Origin of the sequence: Citreicoccus inhibens, assembly GCF_019039035.1 — a bacterium.
GTDB lineage: Bacteria > Myxococcota > Myxococcia > Myxococcales > Myxococcaceae > Citreicoccus > Citreicoccus inhibens.
The window spans coordinates 145,742-166,356 of record NZ_JAHNZT010000006.1 but is presented as its reverse complement, the minus strand read 5'-3'; the positions used below and the strand labels follow the sequence as shown (position 1 = coordinate 166,356).

At 68.9% G+C, this 20,615-nt stretch carries 17 protein-coding genes; 5 read left to right on the top strand and 12 right to left on the bottom strand.

Features of this window, described 5'->3' with window-relative positions:
* Positions 1 to 21: 21 nt before the first annotated feature.
* The 5 genes from KRR26_RS10630 to KRR26_RS10610 all read right to left on the bottom strand — a co-directional run bounded on the left by KRR26_RS10630 (position 22) and on the right by KRR26_RS10610 (position 6,531).
* Positions 22 to 2,991 carry a hypothetical protein gene (locus KRR26_RS10630; protein ID WP_217079754.1) on the bottom strand — a complete coding sequence of 990 codons (2,970 nt, stop codon included), beginning with the start codon at positions 2,989 to 2,991 and terminating at the stop codon, positions 22 to 24.
* A 191-nt stretch (positions 2,992 to 3,182) separates the two neighbouring features.
* Entirely contained in the window at positions 3,183 to 3,785 is a 603-nt protein-coding gene (locus KRR26_RS10625) for a TetR/AcrR family transcriptional regulator (protein WP_120202919.1), read from the bottom strand.
* Positions 3,786 to 3,957: 172 nt separating this feature from the next.
* A complete protein-coding gene (locus tag KRR26_RS10620; RefSeq protein ID WP_120202916.1) occupies positions 3,958 to 4,473 on the bottom strand; it encodes a hypothetical protein in 516 nt (171 codons plus the stop codon).
* Between the two features lie 28 nt (positions 4,474 to 4,501).
* A complete protein-coding gene (locus KRR26_RS10615; protein ID WP_217079753.1) occupies positions 4,502 to 5,485 on the bottom strand; it encodes a HEAT repeat domain-containing protein in 984 nt (327 codons plus the stop codon).
* Positions 5,486 to 5,490: 5 nt separating this feature from the next.
* The gene (locus KRR26_RS10610) at positions 5,491 to 6,531 is read right to left on the bottom strand and encodes a hypothetical protein (RefSeq protein WP_328707108.1); all 1,041 of its coding nucleotides are present in this window, start codon (positions 6,529 to 6,531) and stop codon (positions 5,491 to 5,493) included.
* A gap of 380 nt (positions 6,532 to 6,911) precedes the next feature.
* Between KRR26_RS10610 and KRR26_RS10605 the strand changes: the two genes are divergently transcribed.
* The gene (locus KRR26_RS10605) at positions 6,912 to 7,346 is read left to right on the top strand and encodes a GFA family protein (RefSeq protein ID WP_120202911.1); all 435 of its coding nucleotides are present in this window, start codon (positions 6,912 to 6,914) and stop codon (positions 7,344 to 7,346) included.
* Positions 7,347 to 7,626: 280 nt separating this feature from the next.
* Here KRR26_RS10605 and KRR26_RS10600 read toward each other — a convergent pair whose 3' ends face one another.
* From KRR26_RS10600 to KRR26_RS10590, 3 genes are all read right to left on the bottom strand, one after another.
* On the bottom strand, positions 7,627 to 8,439 hold the full coding sequence (locus KRR26_RS10600) for a M14 family metallopeptidase (RefSeq protein WP_120203334.1): 813 nt from the start codon (positions 8,437 to 8,439) through the stop codon (positions 7,627 to 7,629).
* 103 nt (positions 8,440 to 8,542) lie between these two features.
* The gene (locus tag KRR26_RS10595) at positions 8,543 to 8,992 is read right to left on the bottom strand and encodes a Spy/CpxP family protein refolding chaperone (protein WP_120202909.1); all 450 of its coding nucleotides are present in this window, start codon (positions 8,990 to 8,992) and stop codon (positions 8,543 to 8,545) included.
* Positions 8,993 to 9,113: 121 nt separating this feature from the next.
* Entirely contained in the window at positions 9,114 to 10,043 is a 930-nt protein-coding gene (locus KRR26_RS10590) for a LysR family transcriptional regulator (protein ID WP_217079751.1), read from the bottom strand.
* A gap of 83 nt (positions 10,044 to 10,126) precedes the next feature.
* Between KRR26_RS10590 and KRR26_RS10585 the strand changes: the two genes are divergently transcribed.
* From KRR26_RS10585 to KRR26_RS10575, 3 genes are all read left to right on the top strand, one after another.
* Complete coding sequence (locus KRR26_RS10585) at positions 10,127 to 11,362, top strand: acyl-CoA dehydrogenase family protein (RefSeq protein WP_120202905.1); 1,236 nt, start codon at positions 10,127 to 10,129, stop codon at positions 11,360 to 11,362.
* 107 nt (positions 11,363 to 11,469) lie between these two features.
* Positions 11,470 to 12,387: a DUF6310 domain-containing protein gene (locus KRR26_RS10580; RefSeq protein WP_217079750.1), complete on the top strand. Its 918-nt coding sequence runs from the start codon at positions 11,470 to 11,472 to the stop codon at positions 12,385 to 12,387.
* On the top strand, positions 12,384 to 13,139 hold the full coding sequence (locus KRR26_RS10575; RefSeq protein WP_120202900.1) for a DUF5953 family protein: 756 nt from the start codon (positions 12,384 to 12,386) through the stop codon (positions 13,137 to 13,139). Before KRR26_RS10580 ends, KRR26_RS10575 begins: the two co-directional genes overlap by 4 nt.
* A gap of 81 nt (positions 13,140 to 13,220) precedes the next feature.
* Here KRR26_RS10575 and KRR26_RS10570 read toward each other — a convergent pair whose 3' ends face one another.
* The 4 genes from KRR26_RS10570 to KRR26_RS10555 all read right to left on the bottom strand — a co-directional run bounded on the left by KRR26_RS10570 (position 13,221) and on the right by KRR26_RS10555 (position 19,706).
* Positions 13,221 to 14,123, bottom strand: a complete 903-nt coding sequence (locus tag KRR26_RS10570) for a MaoC family dehydratase (protein ID WP_217079749.1) — start codon at positions 14,121 to 14,123, stop codon at positions 13,221 to 13,223.
* A gap of 15 nt (positions 14,124 to 14,138) precedes the next feature.
* On the bottom strand, positions 14,139 to 17,822 hold the full coding sequence (locus KRR26_RS10565; protein ID WP_217079748.1) for an efflux RND transporter permease subunit: 3,684 nt from the start codon (positions 17,820 to 17,822) through the stop codon (positions 14,139 to 14,141).
* Complete coding sequence (locus tag KRR26_RS10560; protein ID WP_217079747.1) at positions 17,819 to 18,940, bottom strand: efflux RND transporter periplasmic adaptor subunit; 1,122 nt, start codon at positions 18,938 to 18,940, stop codon at positions 17,819 to 17,821. Before KRR26_RS10560 ends, KRR26_RS10565 begins: the two co-directional genes overlap by 4 nt.
* Before the next feature lie 130 nt (positions 18,941 to 19,070).
* The gene (locus KRR26_RS10555) at positions 19,071 to 19,706 is read right to left on the bottom strand and encodes a hypothetical protein (protein WP_120202891.1); all 636 of its coding nucleotides are present in this window, start codon (positions 19,704 to 19,706) and stop codon (positions 19,071 to 19,073) included.
* Positions 19,707 to 19,844: 138 nt separating this feature from the next.
* On the opposite strand from KRR26_RS10555, the gene KRR26_RS10550 reads away from it, so the two are divergent.
* The gene (locus KRR26_RS10550) at positions 19,845 to 20,549 is read left to right on the top strand and encodes a TetR/AcrR family transcriptional regulator (protein ID WP_120202889.1); all 705 of its coding nucleotides are present in this window, start codon (positions 19,845 to 19,847) and stop codon (positions 20,547 to 20,549) included.
* Positions 20,550 to 20,615: the final 66 nt, after the last annotated feature.

Here is a 20,615-nt window from a genome sequence, read left to right as displayed (position 1 = left end):
GCGCGAGGGTTTGACGCCAGCTCACGGGAGTGCGGGCTTCACGTCCACGCGGGCCTGGGTGATGGGCAGCTTCCATCCTTGGAGATAGGGCTTGCCGTCCTCGGCGGGCGCGTCCACGTCCAGGTTGCTGGCGAGGTAATACAGCCGCTGGATGTCCAGCCGTGAGGGCCCCTTGCGGCCGCTGTCGAAGCGCTGCGCCAGGTAGTACGGCGGAGTGGCCTGGTAGTACAGCGTGGCCTGGATGCTCCGCACTTGCGACAGCACGTTGGGCGGCAACGTCACTTCGTAGCGCACCGAGTCCGTGCCGCTCAGCTTCGGGTTCGGGACGTAGTCCGGGTCCGTGCCGGTCCCCGTGGACTTCGTCTCGCTCGCGAAGGGGCCCGTGGGGCTCCAGCCTCGGGGCCGCAGGCGATTGTCTTTCTCCACCTGATACTGGTGCAGGAAGCTGGTCGTGAAGCGCCCCTCCGAGTCGCGGATCAACTCTTCGTAGATCTGCACCTGGTTGCCCTGCTGGATGACCTGGTGGTGCGGCTGGAAGAGCTGCTGCCCCTGCGGGCCCGGCAGGAAGAACTCACTCGGCAAGACGGTGTTGCTCAGGCCATCCAGCAGCTCGCCCACCGCCGACGTCCGCCCCGAGGCCCAGAGCGGACGGCCGCTCTCGTCCAGCACGAGGAACTCGATGAACGCGCGCCGGAAGCCCACCCCGCTGGGGAAGTTGTGGCCCGCCTTGTTCGTGACGGTGACCGTCACGGCCACTCCCTGCGGAATGGGTTGGATGGAGGGGATGGCGAGGCTCGCGGTCAACGGCCGCATCTCCGAGAGCACGGCCTCTCGCGCGGTGACGAGCGCCGGCACCGGGCCGCTGTTCATGTAGTCGACTTGCCGGATCCCCAACTGCAAGGGGAACTGCTCGAAGAACGCGGTGAGGAAGAGGTTGAGCCCGAACAGCGTGTGCCGTGAGTAGGTGCTGCGCGGCGCGAGCGCCAGCTCCGAGTCCGGCAGCCGCCCCTCGGTGATGGGGAAGGTGTCGTCCTCGATGTTGGCGATCTTGAACGTCAACGGCTTGCCGTCATGCTTCTGGGACATGTGGCAGTCCTGGCAGGCCGTGTCATGGGAGTCGCTGTTCAGCCATTCCAGATACGTGGCCTGCTCGTAGTGCACGCCGTGCAAGGTGCCGTCATTGGAGAACACGGGCAGCCGGATGGCGTGGCAGCTCGAACAGAGGTCCCCGTCTTGGGTGTACGGCGCCCCGCGTGGGGTGATTCCCAGCGCGTGCTCCATGGGCTTCACCTTCACGTCCGCGTACGGCCCCACCAACTCGGTGGTGGAGGTGAGCTTGAAGTTGCCCGTGTAGGTCGCTTCGTTCCCGAAGCCCTCGTTGGAGATGTGATGGCAGACCGCGCAGGAGATGCCATCCCGCGCGAGCCCGCCGTACTTCGCCAGGGCGGGCTGCTCATCCCGCCACGCCGCCGCCATCTTCCGGGAGAAGAGCTTGCCGCCACGCAGTTGGTCGTCTGGCAGCAATCCCTTGCAGGCCGGGTCCGGGGGAATGAGCTGCGTGTCGAGCGCGAGCTGTCGCTTCCCCATGGCTCCGTGGCAATGCAGGCAGAGGTTCTCGATGCACTTGCCCTTGCCCTTCAGCCCCGCCTGGGCGACCGCGAGGTTCAGCTCGCTTTCGAGTTGGGCGAAGAAGATGGGGTCTCTTCCCGCCAGGCCCATGGGACTTGCCCGCCACTCGGCATAGGGCGAGAGGTTGAGGGGCGCGCCGTGCTCGCGCATCTGGATCATGTTCGGCGTCTTGCCCGTGGTCACCGTGGCGTCGTGACAGGAGATGCACTGGTCGGAGGTCAGGAACATCGCCGGCGCTCCAGGTCCGGGTGGGGCGGGCACGTGGTCGTAGGTCTCGGCCGGGAAGCGCAGCTCCCACGCCTGCTCGAAGGAGAGCGCCGAGAGCTGGGGAAACTCGCGGAGGAAGTCACCGCTGGGGCGGGCCGCGGGAGGTGCCGCCGCCCGGAGGGAGGCCGGGACCGCGCGCGCGGGGACGGCGGGGTGTGGCCCCAGCAAGTCCCAGGCGATGGCATTGGGCGCGAAGGCCGCGACCCGCCCCTGGTAATGATAGACATGCTCGCGCCCGATGAGGCTCTCCAGTGCGATGAAGGTGGACTCCTTCTCCGCGGAGGCGTGGCAGTTGATGCAGTCAGGCCCGAACCCGTAATAGGGGAACACGACGGTGCCCTGGGGATTGCCGGTGGGCAGCCAGCTTGGATCCAACTGCGTCGGATGCGCGGGGAAATTGGAGAGGCTCACGCCGGAGCGATCCCGGATGGGGGGATTGCCCACCTGCTTGTAGTCGAAGTACGCCCAGTACCACTGGTCCCGAGAGCCTCCCGAGGACTTCACCATCACCGTGAAGCTGTCGGCGACCGTGCTCTGCCGCACGTAGAGGTTCTGCGTGGAGGGTTGGATGTACAGGGTCTTCTCATCCAACGCGTGCATCTCTTTGACAATCATTGCCCCGGGCGGCGGTACACCCACCCGGCCTCCACACATCCAGGCGATCATCTCCGGGGAGTAATAGATGCGCACGGCGGGATGGACCCCCAGGTTCTTGAGCGTCTTGTCCTGGGGGCAGCCCTGCACGGGGCCACTCAGACGCCAGTGCGTATCCGACAGCCATCCGAGCTGGGTCGTGTAGACCCGGTCGAGGATGAACTTGCGCAGCAGCAGGGCGTAGGGCTCCTCCGCGGCCTCCCACAGCGGGCCGACGGGAGGCGCCAACCCCACCGCCGGGATGCCGCGGGGCGCGAGCCAGCACAGCTCCTGCTCCGTCTTGTAGCGCCCGTCATTGGGCGGCGGTTCGCCGGATGGGAGGCACTCCGCGGCGGCGCTGGGGGTTGCGGGGGGCGATGCGAGGTCCTCCGCGCGAGCGAGCGTCGCCATCGAGAGACAGGACAAGATGAGCCAGACCGCACAGCGACACGGATTGCGCATGGGTCCCCCGTGAGGTGCCGCCAGCAGTGGCGGGCGAGGACCAGCGTGGCAGCTCTGTTCGCTGCGCCTCGCTGACCGGGCGCGGGACTGTCAGGAAGCCGGGCGCGTGTGGGCTGCCCGGGCAGGCCCATGTCCACGGTTGAATAGCGACCCACGGCCCGAGGACCGTGGCACGGCGCTCGAGGGTTGCGTCAAGTCGCGGGAGGCGTGGCGCGCAGGCCTTCGAGCATGATGGCGAGCAATCGCTCCGCGCGGGCGGGATCCACGGGGGACTGCTCGGCGGCCCAGGCCACCGAGTTGGCGAGCGCCATCACATCCGGCGCGCTGACATCCGCGCGAATGACTCCCGCCGCTTGGGCCCTGGCGAGCACGCGCTGCCCCGCATCACGCATGTCATGACACGCGCTGGTCAGGTCCTCGTCCGCGCTCAGCAGTTGCAGCATGGGCCCCGCGAGCCCCCGGTACGTCGCGCTGTGCTGCACGAGCGCTCGCAACCACGTGGCCAGCGCCTCGGCGGGGGAGGGGGCGTCGAGCAACTCCGTGGCTCGCTGCCCCAGCACGCGGAGCCGGTCCTGGAGCAGCGCCGCGAGCAGTGCGTCGCGCGTGGGGAAGTGCCGGTACAGCGTTCCAATGCCCACCTCGGCACGGCGGGCGATCTCCTCCAGCGAGGCGTCCGTGCCGCGCTCGATGAAGGCGGACTCGGCCGCGGCCAGCAGGCGCTCGAAGTTGCGCCGCGCATCGGCGCGCGACGGGCGGTGGGCCGCTGAACGGGGGGAAGAGGTCTGTGGGCTCATCGGGGCTTCATCGCGGGGCTGGGGAGTGCGACGGGCGCCTTCGCGTCAGAGGCGAAGGCGTCCGCCGGGGCTGGGAGCGGGGGCTCCGGAGCGACAGCGAGGGGACCGTAGCACGTAGGCCAGGGGGCTCCTCGTGGGCGCTCCGAAAGGCGCTCCAGGTCACGACACGGGACTAGCGGATGCTGCCCACGTCCGTGCTGCGGTTGACACTCTGGCCCTTCGACACGCTGTACCAGGACGTGACGTTGGTGCCGTAGCGGTCGTACTGAAGGTGGGCGTGCGGGCCCGTCGCGTTGCCCGTCCCGCCGATGTTGCCCACCTGGCAGCGGTCACACGTGCGGTCGTAGGAGTCGCTCGTCTTGATCCAGTGCCACTGCCGGAACGTGTAGCCATCCGACCAGGCGTGCTTGGCCTCGTTCTGGTTGCCGCTGCCGTTGCCGTTGCAGACCACGCCCGTGGTGCGGATGGAGACGTCCCACGACAGGGTGGCCACCACGCCCGTCTCGGCGCCCCAGTAGTTGCAGCTGCTCGCGCCAATATCCACCGCGCCGTGGAACGTGCCGGAGGAGTAGTACGTCGTGGCCGTGACGGAGCCAGGGAAGGGCGAGCGGACGCTGTACGCGCTCGAGGCCGTGGGAAGGAGCGCCAGGGACGTCAGCGCCGCCAGCATCTTCGTCGTGTTGCGCATCGTGGTTCCTTGTTCCTTTCAGGTCGTTTCACCGAGCCTGACTCAACCGCTGCTTCTCCCTCAGGAGCAGGCTCCACTCCTGGAGTCCCATGCCGAGCACCCGCGTCCAGGCGTCCACCTCGGGCGCCAGGCGTGGGTCCACCTCCCGCAAGCGCTGGAGGTCCGGCACCGCGCCGGAGAACCCCAGCCGGGCGATGCTCTGGAGGATGGCCTTGCGCACCTCGGGGTCCTCTTCCTCGCGGTACATGGCGAGCAAGGACTCCCGAGAGGACTTCATGCCGGAGGCGGGAACGCCGCCCAGCGCGGTGACCGCGGCCGCGCGAACGCTGGAGTCTCCACCGCGCAGCATCCGCTGGAGCCGCGCCTGCGAGTCCGCGCTGATGGCCTCGGTGGACACGGTGCCGAGGATTCGCGCGGTGAGGCTCGCGTCCGTCGAGCCCACCGCCGCCGCCACCGCCGCGTCCGCCGCGGGACCGTGGTGGCCCGAGTAGACGAACTGGTTGTCCTCGATGAGGTTCGTCGCGGCCTCGCGCCGCACGTCGGGCGAGGCGTCACGCATCAGCCGCTCGTACATGTCCCCGGTGCGCTCAATCGCGCTGCTTCGCCGCATGGCGCGCACGGTCGCGGCGCGCACCGCGGGGTCGGCATCTCCCAGGGCGCGCTCACGGACCGCGTCCAGCGCGCTCGACTCCAGACCTCGGTCGGTTCGCGCCACCAGCGCCGCGGCCAGATGCTCGACCATGGCGGGGTCTCGCTCCCGCGCGAACGCGTCGCGGAGCTGGGCCTCTGGCAGCGTGACGGCGGTCTCTCGCAACAGCGCGCGCAGATAGCCGCGATACGCCTCGGACTTCGAGCCGAGTCCGCGGCGGATGGAGTCCATCAACCCGTCGAGTGAGCACGTCTCGGCCTTCAGCACAGGAGGCGAAGGCGTCTGGGCGTGGGCGCTCACGACGGGTGAGAGCACCAGCAGCAGCCCGGCGACGCTGGCGCGAGAGACGTGGGAGACAGGCATGGGGCTCACTCGTCGTGGTGGAGGCAGCCGAAGGGGTCTTGCGTGGAGAGGCTCAACCACACGCGCTCGAAGTCGACGACGCCGCTGGCGTAGATGCGCTCGAAGTCCTGGTACGTCGGTTGGAAGCGCGGATCGACGAGCGCCATGGTGGCCATGACGGGCAGGGCCTCGCGGCCCGCGGCGCGCGCGGCGAAGCGGAAGAGCGCCCAGCGCACGCAGACGTTCTGCTCCGCTGGGAATGCCTTCGCGTAGAGCTCCAGCACGTGGGCCTTGTCCTCGGCCAGTGAGAGGTCGTGCGCCGCCGCTTGCCGCCCGTCTTCGCTGCCCTCCGAGGTGAGGATGTGCGCGTAGCGCTCGGTGCTCTTCGCGTCGAGCACGGGGTCCGCGTGCAGAGGCATCGTCAGCGCGAGGTAGCGGATCTGCTCGTCGGGGGACTCGGCGCTCACGGTGAGCAGGCTGTCGAGATACGGCCGCACTTCTCCCGTGCGGCGCGCGTCCTCGGCCATCACCTTGCCCAGCGTGCGCGTGGCCACCCAGCCCGCCTCGCCCGAGCTGGGGTCCTTGGCGAACGCGGTCAGTCGCGTGAGCACCGCGGGCTCGAAGTGGCGCTGCGTCTCCAGGGCGAGCAGCAGCCCCGTGCGCCGCTCGGCATCGAGGCTCGCATCCAGGCTCATGGCCGTGAGGCGCGCGGCGACCTGTGGCAGGTGGACCGCCTCGCTGTCCTTGAGTCCGGACAGCAGCACCTCCAACTCGTCGGCGGGCGCCTCGCGCGCCCAGTCGAGCACCTCGCCTGCTTTCGCCGCATCTCGGCCAATCAGCTCCGCGAGCCGCGCCTGGAGGTACTCGCGCACCAGCGCATCACCCGAGCCGAGCAATGGCGCGGCCCACTCCCGGAACGTGCCGAGCGTCACCTCTGCGTTGAAGCGCTCCAGGTCCTGCCAACATGGCGGCGCATCGAACCGGCGTGGCGCGGCGGTGGCCTCGCCCTCCGCGAGCGTGTTGGCCTGCGCCGCGCTGTGATGCGTCTCGCCAGATTGTGCAATCACCGCGGGACTGGATCCCGTCGTGTGCTGCTCAGAAGCCACGGAGGGGGCTCGCCAGGTCCACCAGCCCACACCTGCCACGAGGAGCGCCGCGCCCAACGCCACCACGCGCCATGCCGTGCGTCGGACGGGACGGTCTGCCCGAGGTGACTCGGCGCGGGGAACGGAATCGGGCGGCATGGGCGGAACCTGAGGGGGGAGGGCCTTCCACGTAGAGGAGGGCGGGCCTCCGCCCGCATCCCAGAATTAGCGACTTTTCGTGCGCGGCACCGGAGGACGCGCGGGACTGGAGGTCACCTGGAAGAAACCTGACAAAAGGCTGTCATCTGGCGAAGATAGAACCTTCCCATCGCAGCGCACACACCGCACACCGGAGACACACCATGAGCCAGACCGATTCGAAGGCGACGAGCAACGAGAAGACCTACACGGGGACCTGCCTCTGTGGCGCGGTGCGGTTCGAGGCGCGGATGGACCTGAGCCGTGGCGCGAGCCAGTGCAACTGCACCTACTGCACGAAGTTCGGCGTGACGTCCGTGGGGCTGAAGCCGGATGCATTCCGGCTGGTCGCGGGCGCCGAGCACCTGGGCGAGTTCCGCAAGGAGGGCAGCCTGAACAGCCGCTCCTTCTGCAAGCACTGCGGCGTCCAGTGCTTCGGCGCGGGCTACGTCGAGGAACTCGGCGGTGCGTTCGTCTCCGTCAACATCAACTGCATCGACGAGGTGGACGTGGGGCAGCTCACCATCGGGTACTGGGACGGTCGCCACAACAACTGGGCGGCCGGTCTGCGCAGCAAGCCGTGGCCCGTGTTCGCGTGAGCGCGGCCTTCAGCGCGGCAGCACCGTGCTTCCAGGCGCGTGAATGGGCCAGCGGCGTTCGATTGCCTCCATCGCGCGCACGTGGCCCGGTGGAGGCCGCGTCACGCTCGCCCGGTCCCAGGAGCGCCTTCCAGTCTGCTCCAGCGCCTCGCGCAGGGCCAGCATCGCGGCCGTGTCTCTTGGCGGCCGGGGGTTGCGATACGCGACGAGCTGGGAATCGCTCTGGATGGCTTTGCAGCGCAGGTGAGTTGCCGGACTCGCATCCAGGCCGGCATCCGTATCACGGTGGCTCTCCGGGCCTCACGCCCGCGGCCAGGTCGACGAAGCCGCGAATCCAGATGAGATTCACCGCGTGGCACGTCGCCAGAGGCGTCACCGTGGTGGTCTCCAGCGTCGCCGCCCACGGCACACCTAGACGCATGTACCAATCCGTCACGCTGCCATCGTGGAACTCGATGAGCCCGTCCGCGTCGGTGACGTTGTTCTCGTCCACCTTGCGCTGTCGCAGCACCGCCACGCGGGCCGCGCAGGCCGCGACCAAGGGGCGGTACGCCGCCTTGTCTCCGAAGGTATAGGCATACGTCGCGGGACCCGGCAGGTAGTTGTCCTGATGGATGTCCAGCGCGGCGTCCGGTGGAGCGAAGCGCGCGAGGTCCGTCCGCACCGCGCGCGTCTCCTTGGGCCCTCCGTCGTAGAGCGCCCACCGCAGGAAGGGCGGGTCTCCGTTCAGCTCGCCGCGCCACTCGCCGGGGGCGACCTCGTAGCGCAGGAAGTCATTGTTGGGCTTCTCGTCGCTGCGGTTGTAGCGCGTGCCGTCCTCGAAGCCGGAGGGGTTGATGCAGGGGTAGATGCGCAGGCCCACGCCGCGCGCCTTCGCGTAAGCGATGACCTCGGGCAGGTGCTCAGCCAGCGTCAGCGGGCCCGCGGGCTCTTCACCGTGGAAGCCCGAAGTGAGCACCAGCCAGCGTTTGCCCGGGACAATGAGCCGGAAGAGTGGGTACTCGCGACCTCCTTCGAGGACCTGGCCATACTCGGAGACGTCGGCCAGGGAAGCGAAGGAGCGGATGCGCCGGGCATAGTCGGTGTAGTCCACACGAAAACGATAGGTGTGGCCCTCCACGGTGCCCACCTGCCCTTCTCGCCGCCCGTTGAGTGCGTCACGGAGGCGGAAGGCGCAGGGGGGTGTTGGCTGTCATTCACTTCTGGCCGGTGTGCTCGCGGTACTCGGATGCCAGCTCCTGCCGCTGCGCGGGCGTCAGGGTGCGGTGCACCTCCAGCGCCGCATCCGTCACGCGGTGCGCGAAGGCACGCATCGCGTCGATGCGCGCGTCCACCAGCGCGTGGAGCTTCTGCGCGTCGGGGGTGTCCGACTCGAGCTGGGCGACCACCTCGTCGCGGACCGCGCGCTGGTCCTCCATGAGCTGCTTGCCCTCGTCGAAGACGCGGTCCTTGACGGCGCTGATGGACTGGCGCTGGGCGGGGGTGGCACTCAGGTCGTCCAACTTGTCATTGAGGCGCCAGGTCACCATCTGCCGCATGCGCTCGGGGTCGCGGCCCCAGCCCGGGTGGCCTCCGCGCAGGGCGAAGCCGGTGAGCATCACGAAGGCGGCGACGGCGGTGGTGGCAAGGGCGATTCGCTTGATCATGGTCTCTCTCGTGGAAATGGGGCACCTGGCCCGCGGGCACGTCACGACTCCGACGGTGCCCAATGTGCGGGAGGGCCATTGCGCGCGCTTGTATGGCGCGTGAAGAAACATGAAGCCGGCCCTACCGGGTTCGCTCCCTCGGTCGGAGGGCCTCCAGCGCCAGCAGCTCCGAGCGCAGCCATTGGTTCAGGGGCTCACTGTCCACCTGTCGGTGCCAGTAGAGGTGGAACTCGACGGGAGGCAGGGCCACGGGCATGGGCAGCAGGTGATTGCCGAGCGGGGCGTTGATGGTCTTCGCGCGATGCCGAGGCATCGTCAGCAGCAGGTCCGAGCCCGCGACGATGCGACACGCGGCCTCGTAGTGCTGGCAGCGCACGGCGAGGTCTCGCTGATAGCCCAGCCGGCCCAGCACGAGGTCCTCGATGGCCAGCCCCGTGCGCCGAGATGAGACGGTGACGTGGCGCGCGGCGAGGTAGCGCTTCACGTCCACGCTGCGGCGGCGCGCGCTCACCACGCAGAAGCTGTCTTTCAGGAGCACGGCGTGGCGCAGATGCGGGCTCGTCGCCTGCGCCACGTCGATGGCCAGGTCCAGCCGTCCCGAGGCGAGGTCGCGTTCCAATTTGCCCCGCTCCAGCCGCACGCTGGTGACGCGCGCGAGCGGCGCACTCTGGCTGAGTCGTTCGAGCAGCGGCGGGAGGAGCGCGGGCTCCAGCTCATCGTTCATGGCGAGCGTGACGTGGACGGCGTCGCGCGCGGGGTCGAAGTGACGGGTGCGGTGCACCGCCTGCTGGAAGAGGGTGAGCGCCTCGCGAATCTCAGGGGCTACGCGCTCGGCGAGCGGGGTGGGGGTCAGTCCTCGGCCCTCGCGCACGAATAGAGGCGCGCCCAGTTGCTCGCGCAAGCGAGCCAGCGCGTGGCTCACGGCGGACTGACTGAGGAAGAGGACTTCGGCGGCCCGCGTGAGGTTGCCCTCGCGCAGGACGACATCGAAGACGCGGAAGAGGTTGAGGTCGAGCTGACCGAGCCTCGGCGTCCCTTGAACGTCCTTCATGTGTACAGATGACCAACATTCACTGGATTCATCAATGGTGACGACCCGAGGATGGTCGCCTTCCTCCAAGCGGGAGCGCCCCGATGCACTTCGAACCGAGCGACAAGGCCAAGGACTACCTGGAGCGGGTGCGGCGCTTCATGCGCGAGCACATCGAGCCGGTGGAGTCCGAGTACTGGGCCGAGGTGCATGCGAGCAGCGCAGGCACGGACTGGCGTCAGTGGAAGGTCCCCGCGCGGATGGAGGCGCTGAAGGCGCGGGCGCGGTCCGAGGGACTGTGGAACCTCTTCCTCCCCGACCCCAAGCTGGGCGCGGGCCTGAGCACGCTGGAGTACGCGCCGCTCGCGGAGGAGATGGGGCGCAGCCTGATGGCCCCCGAGGTCTTCAACTGCAACGCGCCGGACAGCGGTAACATGGAGGTCCTCTGGCGCTATGGCTCCGAGGCGCAGCAGCGCCAGTGGCTCGCCCCGCTGCTCGCCGGGGAGATTCGCTCGGTGTTCTGCATGACCGAGCCGGACGTGGCCTCCTCGGACGCCACGAACATGCAGGCCACGGCCGTCGTGGAGGGCGACGAGGTGGTCCTCAATGGCAAGAAGTGGTGGACCTCGGGTTTGGGGGACCCTCGGGCGAAGGTGGCCATCTTCATGGCTCGCACGCCAGACGCATCCGCGGACCGTCACCATCAGCACTCCATGGTGTTGGTGCCGCTGGACGCGCCGGGAGTGAGCATCCAGCGGATGCTCCCGGTCTACGGCGACCTCGACGCGCCCCATGGCCACGGAGAGGTCCACTTCCGCGACGTGCGGGTGCCGCGTGACGCCATCATCGCGGGGCCCGGCAAGGGCTTCGAGATTGCACAGGGGCGACTGGGGCCGGGCCGCATCCATCACTGCATGCGCTGCATTGGCGCGGCGGAGCGGGCGCTGGAGTTGATGATCGACCGAGGCATGTCGCGCACGGCGTTCGGCAAGCCGCTGCTCAACCTGGGTGGGAACCGGGAGCGCGTGGCGGACGCTCGCATCGCCATCGATCAAGCGCGACTGCTGACGCTGTATGCCGCGTGGAAGATCGACGCGGTGGGCGCGCTGGCGGCGATGACGGAGATCTCCGCCATCAAGGTCGTGGCACCCAACGTTCTCCAGCGCGTGGTGGATGACGCCATCCAGCTGCATGGTGGGGCGGGGGTGTCGCGCGACACGCCGCTCGCGAACTTCTTCGCCCAGGCACGCAGCCTGCGCCTCGCGGACGGCCCGGACGAAGTGCACAAGGGCGTCATCGCCCGCATCGAGCTGGCGAAGCGGGGCTTCTCGCGAAGCTGAGGTCCGGACGAGGAAATTTCTGACCCAGCGGCTCTCGTCTTGGGGCCGCTGGGGAAAAGACGGCGAACGGGGATGGAAGCCGCGCGGCGATTGGGAATGATGCCGCGATGCGCTCCCGAGCCTGTCTCGCGGTTCTGATTCTCGTTTCGGCGTGCGCGACGTCGACGCCGCCGCCCAGTGTGCGCGGAGCGCGAAGCCAGCGCGTGGCCAACCTCCAACGTGCGGCGAAGTTGCCGTGGACTGACGGAGGGCGCTGCGTCGTTGGTGAAGCCTCTCAGTCCTGGTCCGTGCTCGTGGAGCGGTGCTACTTCGCGTTGGACCACGACCGGGTCGAATTCCACGACACCTCGGGTCGATGCACGGTCGCTTCCGCGGACGCCGCCGCCGTGGGACTTGGAGTCTGCGTGCTGGCGGCTCCCGAGATTGTCCTGGGGGCGGTCATCGTGCTGGGCGTGGTGGTGGTGGCGGTCGCGATCAAAGAAGCGCTGGATGCGTATGAACTCCGCCACCCCTTCCACGAGGAGGCCGTCGCGGGCAGGGGAGCGAAGGGGGCACCCCGAGAGGCCGTAACGAAGCGGGAGCCGCATCCAGAGCCGGAGCCCGCGGGGCAGGACTGGCTGCCCCCGATGCCCCCTGGCGCCAGGGCCCGGACGCGCCCCGCGAGCTGTGAGCCTGTCCCAGTACCTCACGCGGGCGGAGACGCGATTCACAACGCGTGCGCCGACTCGTTTCCTCCGAACCGTTACCCCGGTATGGATGTGCTTGTGGCCGGTGTGCGCTTCGATGCTCTACAAGTGGGTGCGCGCGTGCTGTGGGAGGTCAAGACCGACCGATTCGACACGTACAATGCATTCATCCAGAGGCAGGAGATTGAGAAAGAAGTGATCCAGATAGGGAAAGAGCGTCGAGCCGCAGCCGCCTGTGGCTATGGCTTCGTTGTGGGAGTGAGCACCGCGGTCCACAAGATGGCGCTGGAGAACGAAGATCCCTCGCTCGAAGTCGTCATCACGGGGTGCATGCGATGAATCGCCGCAGGACCCTCACGCTCATCGTCTATGCACCTGCGCTCGCGGAGAATGAGGGTCGGACGCTCTCCATCGTTCATGGCATGGAACAGGCGCTGCCGGGTCTGAGCTTGGCGTGGAGGCTTGCCGAAGGTGGGCATCCCGTGGCACTGCCGCATCGTGACGTGTGGTTGGTGGAGAAGACCGAGGCAGGGGGCTTCCCGATTGTGTGCAACGGGGATGCGCGTTCCCCCGTGATGGTGAGCGGGCGAGTGCGCTCTGGGTTGCTCAGCCCAGGCGGTCAGTCTCAAACGGAAATTCATGCAGACCTGCCCATGGATGAGCCCTCGCTCGTGGCCGCTGCGGCGCTGCTTGAGGGGGTGGCGGAGGGGGCGCGTGCGTTCTGGGGCCACGTGTCACCGTATGGCTACGGCTCAGAAGTCGCGCGCCAGTTTCGGCGCTCGCCGCATGGACCGGAGCGAACGCCTCGTGGCCTTCCGATGATCAACCTTCCCGAGAAGAGCTCCAGGCCAGAGGCTCCCTACTTCCTCGGGTGGATGAACTATTGGTCGGCGGCTGGCGCGAAGGCCATCGGGTTCCCGGATCCAACTCGCGACTCCGAGTTGCTCACTCGGGCACGCGGCACCCCGTCGGGTGGCTGGGTTGTGAAGCTCACGGATTCGCCACTCGATTACGACAACCCCGCCCATCTCGAAGTGCTCAAGCGGACCTACGAGCGGTTTCCGGAGATCGGCGGGCGCGCAGCTTCGTGAGCGATTTCCTCCGCCCACGGTTCCTGTCTCCTTCTCTCTGGGGTGACAGTCACCGTGGGCTGGGGGCTCCGCGGTCCTGCCTCAGTTCGGGACGGTGGGCTCCGCGTCCGTCGGCTTCAGGTCGCCTTGGAGGTGCGGCGTGCCGTCCTCCGCCGAGACCCGGAAGGCCACGGCGCCTCCGGCTCGCGTGGTCTGGAAGCGCACGTTGGAGCCCAGGAACAACGGTCGACGGAACTCGCAGGTGAGCGTGAGCACAGGGGATTCGGCGGCTTCACCCATCTCCGCCACGCAGCGCGCCAGGGTCCACATTCCGTGCGCAATCGCTCGCGGGAAGCCGAACAGGCGCGCAGACATCGCGTGCAGGTGGATGGGGTTGTAGTCCCCGGACGTCCTCGCGTAGCGCCAACCCGTATCGAGCGCCACCTGCCACGCGGCGGGACGGCTCTGCTCGAAGGGGTCCACGTCCTCGGTCTGCGGACCGCGCTCCTGGCGTGCGGCGGACTCCGTCCCGGGGAGCTTGCGCAGCATGGTCGTGACGGCCTCCCACGCCAGGACGCCTTCGGTCTCCACGCGCGTGTGCAGGTCAATCTCTCGCCCGTGGCGCGCCTCGCGCTGCTCGCCCAGCGTGCACGTGATGGACAGCGGCGCGGTGTCCGCCAGCCGTTGATGCTGCCGGATGACGTTGCGCACGTGGATCATCCCGAGCAGGCGGTAGGGGAACTCGGGCCGGTTGAGCAGCGCGATGTGCAGCGGCGTGGCGAGCACCTGCGGGAACGTGACGGGCAGGAGGCCGTCCGCCTCGAAGCCGCACACCTCCCGGTAGCGCGCGAGCTGCGCGGCGTCCGGGACGACTCGGGCCACGCGCATGCCCAGGCGAGGGAACTCCGCCGCGCGCGAGGGCTTGCGGGCCACGGCCGCGCGCAGAAGCTGCGCGCCGAGCGAGGGCAGGAGAGGAAGTTCGAGAGGCTGCGAGGTGTCGGACATGATGGCTTCCTGGGGCTACGAGGGCGGGTGCGGCGGCGGGGGCGGGGGCCCCGCCGAGTCGGTTGCGTGGGAGGGAGCGACGTCCCAGCGGATCCACTTCAGGTCGCGAACGACCATCGTATACAGGACGGGCACCAGCAGCAGCGTCAACACGGTCGCCACTGTCAGGCCGCCTATCTGCGCATAGCAGAGCGGCTGCCACAGCGGGCCCCCATGCAGCGCGAGCGGGAACAGGCCGAGCACCGTCGCGCCCACCGTCACCAACACGGGGCGCAGGCGCATCATGCCGGCGTCCAGCAGGGCTTCGCGCAAGGGCTCTCCGCGCTCGTGCATCTCCTCGATGTAATCGAAGAGGACGATGATGTGACTGACGATGACGCCCATCAGGCTGATGACCCCGAGGAAGGCCATGAAGCTGAAGGGCGCGCCCATCACGACCAGCGACACCAACGCCGCCGCCGCGCCAAAGGGCAGGGCGGCGAAGACGATGAGCGGCTTGACCGCGCTCTTGAACTGGACGACCAGCGCCAGGTAGATGGACACCAGCAGCATGATGAGCACCAGCCGCATGCTGGAGAAGCTCTTCACCTGCTCCTCCGCCTCGCCGCCCACCTCGAGCGTGTAGCCCAGGGGCAGCGCTCCACCGAGCGCATCCAGCCGGGGCTTCGCCGCGTTCATCACCTCGGAAGGCAACACGCCTGACTGAGGGAACGTGGCCACGGTGATGGTGCGGAATTGATCCCGCCGGCGAATCTTCTCCGTCTGGAGTGAGTACGCGATGCGTGACACTTGCTGGAGCGGCACCTTCTGCGGCCCGTTGCGCGCGCTGACGTAGAGGTTCTCGATGTCACTGAGCTGGGCGCGCTCCTCGCCGCGCAGGCGCGCGACGATGTCAATTTGATGGTTGCCCTCGTTGAGCTGGCCCACCGTGACGCCGTTCATGGCGATGGCCGACGAGGTGGCCACGTCCAGGTTGGTGACGCCCGCGAGGTTGGCGCGGTCTGGATCCACCTCCAGCTTCACGGAGAAGGTGTCGCTGCCCCAGTCATCGCGCGTGCGCGCGCCTCCCGGTGCCTCGCGGAAGATGCTCTTGGCTTCGTCCGCCAGCCGGCGAAGCTCGGGAATGTCTTCACCGGACAGCCGGATGGACACCGGGATGCCCACGGGCTTTCCCGTCTCCAACTCCCGCACGTCCAGGCGGGCGCCCGCGATCCTGCGCGACAGGCGCTCCTGGAAGATCGGGACGAGCGAGCGCGTGTCCCCCTTGTCGCGCACTTGGATGACGAGCTGCGCGTAGTTGAGCTGTTGTTGCTCGGGTGCCACCGAGAACCAGAACCGCGGGCCTCCTCCGCCCACGAACTCGGTGACGGACTCCAGGATGGTGCGCGGCTTTCCGTCGGAGCCAGGGTGGGCCTTGCCGTACTCGGCGGCGACCTCTTGGATGACGACCTCTGCCTGTCGAGAGATTTCCCGGGTGGCAGCCAGCGTGGCGTCCTCGGGCAGCCAGACATCCACATAGGACAGATACGACAGGTCCTTGGGGAAGAACGCCGAGCGCACGCGCGAGCCCACGAGCGCGGCGAGCACCAGGATGACGAGCGCCAGACCACAGACGAGCAGGCGGTGGTCGATGGCCCAGCCCACCACCTGGTGATAGCGCCGCGCGAAGCCTCGTGAGCGCCGCTCCTCTGGAGTGGGCTCGGGCTTGTCCGGCGCGCGCAGGATGGTGGAGGCGAGCAGGGGGATGAACGTCATGGACACGATGCGCGAGGAGACGAGCGACAGCGTGAGCACGATGGGCAGCGTGTGGATGAACTTCCCCGTGTCTCCCGGCAACGTGAGGAACGGCAGATAGGCGGCGATGTTGGTGAGCGTGGCGAACAGGATGGCCGTGGCCAGCTTGGTGGGCCCCAGCCACGCGGCGATGCGCGGCTTCCAGCCCAGCGCCAGCGAGTGCTTGATGGCGTCGCTGGCCACCACGGGGTCGTCCACCAGCAACCCCAGCGCGATGATGAGCGACGCGATGGAGATCTGCTGGATGTCCACGCCCACCACGTCCATCAGCCCGAACGTCATCGCGAGCGTGATGGGGATGGACAGGGCGAGCAGGAGCGCGGTCCGCCACTCCCAGAAACCCACCAGCGCGACGAGCACCACCAGGATGATGGCCTCGTAGAGCGACGTCATGAACAGGCTGACGTTCTCCTTCACCTGAAGCGGCTGGTCCGACGTGCGGCGGATGATGAGGTCCTCGGGCAACAGCCGCTGCACATTGGCGAGCTCCGCGCTGACGTCGCGGCCGAACTCACCAATCTGCGCGCCCGGCCGCATGTTGATGGCCAGGGTGATGGCGCGTGAGCGCAGGAAGCGTCCTTGCGCGTCGCGGGCGACGAGGAAGTTGAGGAAGCGCGCGGGGCTCTGGTAGTCGCGCCGCACGTCCACCAGGTCGCGCAGGTACACCGGCGCGCCGTGGGCGCTGGTGGTGACGACGACGTCGCCCACCTGCGTCTCGCTGGTGAACTCACCCGACGGGTCGATGGTCACTCCCTTTTCGCCCACCTCGATGATGCCGCCCGGCGTGGTGATGTTGCGCGTCGACAGCAGGTTGGTGAGTCCCGACTGCTGAAGGCCATAGGAGGCCAGCCGCTCCTGCGAGTACTCCAGGAAGATCTTCTCGGGGAGCACGCCCGTGCGAGTCACCTTGGAGACGATGGGCAGCCGTTGCAGGTAGCGCTGGATGGTGTCCGTGAAGTCGTCGAGCTGTCTGTAGCTGTACCGATCGCCGGCGCTCTCCTGGAGGCGGGTCCGGGTGTCGGCGGGGTCGCGCACCACGATGGCGGGCCAGACGTCCGGGTGCAACTCGGAGAGGCTCAGGTGGTCCTGGGCGAACGTCCTGAGCTGCGCGAGCAGGACCTCGTCCGGCAGCAGGGTCTCCATGTCGACCCCGATGAAGCCGGGGCTCTGGAGGAAGCGCGCGTTGCGGGTGTTGGGGAGGGTGTCGAAGAAGCGGCGCGCTCGGTCGCCCATGCGCTGCATGGACGCGGCGTTGATGGAGGGCGGGAAGCTCACCACCAGCGTCGCGTGGGGCGGACCGGGGGGAATCCCCGCGCGCACCGCTTCGATGGCGCGTGCCACGGCGCGTGAGCGCAGCTCCAGCTCGATGTCATCCGCCTTGGGGCTGGCCACCGTGAGCATGAGGGTGGCGGTGTCTCCAAAGTCCTTGAGGAAGTTCACCGGGCCTGTGCCCGCGGGCAGGTCGCGCAGCGTGCTCAACCGACCCTGGATGTCGTCGAACTCCTTGGCGCGGTCGTTCACGTCGTCTTTCAGCGTGACGTAGACGACGGAGATGCTCGTGCGGCTGATGGACTCGATCTTCTCGACGGTGGCGTTCTCGGAGATCTTCTGTTCGATGCGCCGGGTGACCAACTGTTCGATCTTCTCCGCCTCCGCGCCGGGCCACAGGCAGGTGGCCACCGCCACGCGCACCGCGATGACGGGGTCCTTCGCCTTGGGCATGCGGAAGTAGCCAAAGACGCCCCACAGCAGCGTGAAGGCGAGGAACACCCACGCCACATGCCGCTTCTCCGTGAAGTAGCGGGCGGTGTTGTGCTGGTGGTCCACCCGCGCCTGGTCTCTCGCGCGCTCCCTCTCTTCGTAGGACGGCGTCGCCTCACCGCCCTGTGGGCCGGGCGCGCTCAAGGAATCACCTCCACCGCCTCGCCATCGGACAAGAGACTGGCGCCCGTGACGACGATGCGCTCGCCTGCCTTCAGCCCCTTCTTCACGGGGATGACGCGCCCCAGGTACTCGCCCAGCTCGACCTCGCGCGCGCGGGCCACCGGTTTTCCTCCGGACTCATCGAGCACGAACACGGCGAAGGACTGCGGATGACCGGGCGCGCGCACGATGGCCGCCAGGGGGATGAGCAGTTCCTCCGGAATGGGTGCGCCCGCGCCCAGCGACAGCGCGGCCACCATGCCGGGCTTCAGCCGCTGGTCCGCGTTGGCGATGGAGATCTCCACCTCGAACACGCGGCTCTTGGGGTCCGCGGACGGCGCGATGCGCGAGATGCGCCCCTCGAACTGTTCACCGGGGAACGCCTGCGTCGTCACCGTCTGCGTCGCGCCCAGCCGCACGCGGGGCAGCACGGTGTCGGGCACGCCGAAGATGACGCGCACGCTCTGCGTCTCCGCGACGGAGAAGGCCACCGTGCCGGGCGCGGCCAGCGCGCCGACCTCGATGTTTCGCTGGAGCACCACGCCCTCCAGCGGCGAGCGCAGCGCGGTGTCCGCCAGCGACGTGCGGGCCTCCTCCACTCGGGCTCGCGCGGCGGCCACCGCTCCGGCCGCGCTGTCTCGCTGCGTGCGCGCGGTGTCGAGCTGCGCGGGCGTGGCCACCTGTCCCTCGACGAGCTTGGAGGTCCGCGCGAAGTTCAGCTCGGCTTGCTCCGCGGCGGCGCGTGCTTGGGCCAGCGCGGCCTGGGCCTCGGCGAGCCGCTGCGAGTAGTCCGTCTTGCGCAGCGTGGCCAGCTCCATGCCCGCGCGCACGGGGTCTCCCGCCTGCACGAGCCGAGGCTTGCCCTCCACGTCGCGCACCTTGGCGATGGACTCCACGTAACCGCCGACCTTGAACGCCAGGTCCACGCGGGTGGCGGGTTGGATCTCCGCCGAGTAGCGCGCCTGCGCGCCCGTGCCGGCTCGCTCCACGGTCGCCACCTTCACGGCCGTGGGAGGTTGGGGTGGGGGCGCGTGCCCGCCGCACGCGAACAATGAGAGGGACATCACCCCCAGGGCGAGGGCTCCGCGCTGCATCCACATGGTGCCAACTCCTGCATGGCGCATGGTCGACGACAGACGGCGGCCGAGCGTGGTGGCAGTCCCCGGGGAAATCCACCCGGCCCTGACTCAGGTGGTGACTATCTGCCTTCCCCCGGGCGCGGCCATTCGTTCACAGGACAACGAGCAGGCTCAGCGACGCGCTGGGATAGACGGAGCGCAGCTTCAGCGTGCCGCTGCCGTTGCCCACTTCCAGCTCCCGCACGTCCGTCGTGGCGAAGCCAGGGCCCACGCGCGCGGACAGGCCGAGTCGCCCCGCGCCAGGCCGCCACATCGCACCCACCGCCGGCTCCGCGAACAACGCCGTGGTGTAGCTGCCCAGATCGTTCGCGTTGGCTCGCGCGTGGAACTCCTCCGCGCCCAGCGTCAGCCCGACGAAGGGCTGGAGCGCGCCGTCCGCGAACGACGCCAGCGTGTAGCGGCCCTCCGCGCCCAGCGCGTAGTTGAGCTTCACGTCGCCCGAGTTCGTCCCGATGAACCGGGCCTTCGCTCCGAACTGGCTCCATCCGCCCGTGCGCGCCACCAACCCGAACGCCCACGGCGCCTCCCGCGACGGCGCCAACTCCAAGCGGATGCCCACGAGCGAGTCATCCAGCGCCGGCGGTTGCACCTCCACCAGCAGCGCGCCCGGTAGCGGGCGCTCCATCCCCATTCCGGCGTCATCCGCCCACGCGGGGACCGCCGCCAACGACGCCGCCACCCACACCCACTTCGCCCACTGCGCGCGCTTCACGGAATCGGTTCGCATCGACGTTCTCCCTTTTTAGTCGTTCGACTAAATTAGTTACACGACTAACTAAGGTCCGGGCGGGCGCATGTCAAGCCAACCGACCGGGCACGCGGGCCGTGGCTTGCGGGTGGGAATGCGGTGCCCTATGTGGGTTGAATGGCCCGACCCCGCGGCACGCCCGAGCCCCCAACGCCTCCGGAACCCGACGCGCGCGAGCGCCTCATCGCCGCGGGCTATCGCGTCCTCTCCGAGCGGGGCTACGACGCCACGACGGTGAAGGAGGTGGCGCGCGAGGCGGGCGTGAACCAGGGGCTGGTGCACTACTACTTCGGCAGCAAGGATGGGCTGCTGCTCGCGGTCACCGCGGAGGCGCGGCGGCAGTACGAAGTGGAGCTGAAGCGGCTGCGCGAGGAGATGCCCATGGAGCGGCTCGCGACGGCGAGCTTCTCGTGGGGCGAGCGGTTGATGGCGGAGCGGCCGGAGCAGGTGCGCCTGCGCCACGAGCTGTACGCGCTGGGTCTGCGCAACCCCGAGCTGAAGCTCGCGGTGGCCCAGCTGCTGGATGAGAGCGACGCGGCCATCGCGCAGACGGTGGCCCACGTGCGCCACGGCGCGGGCTCGACTCCGGACGCGGTGGATGTTCAGTACGCGGCCATCGTGCGCGCGTGCTTCGACGGGCTCTCGCTGCACCACCAGTTGGATTCGCGGTTCGACCCGGGGCCCGCCTTCGCGCTGTTGCGCCGCATCGTGCTCGCCAGCCTGGGCGGCGGGCCGGAGGGCGCGAAGCCTCCCGCGCGCAAGGTCAAGGCCCGCTCGGGTGGAGTGCCCGCGCGACCGCGGTCTCGTGGACGCTCGCGCTGAGCGCGCCACCGCCACTTGGAGTTCCCCTGGCCCGGCCGCCGAGTGCGCGCCCGATGGGCTCGGAGG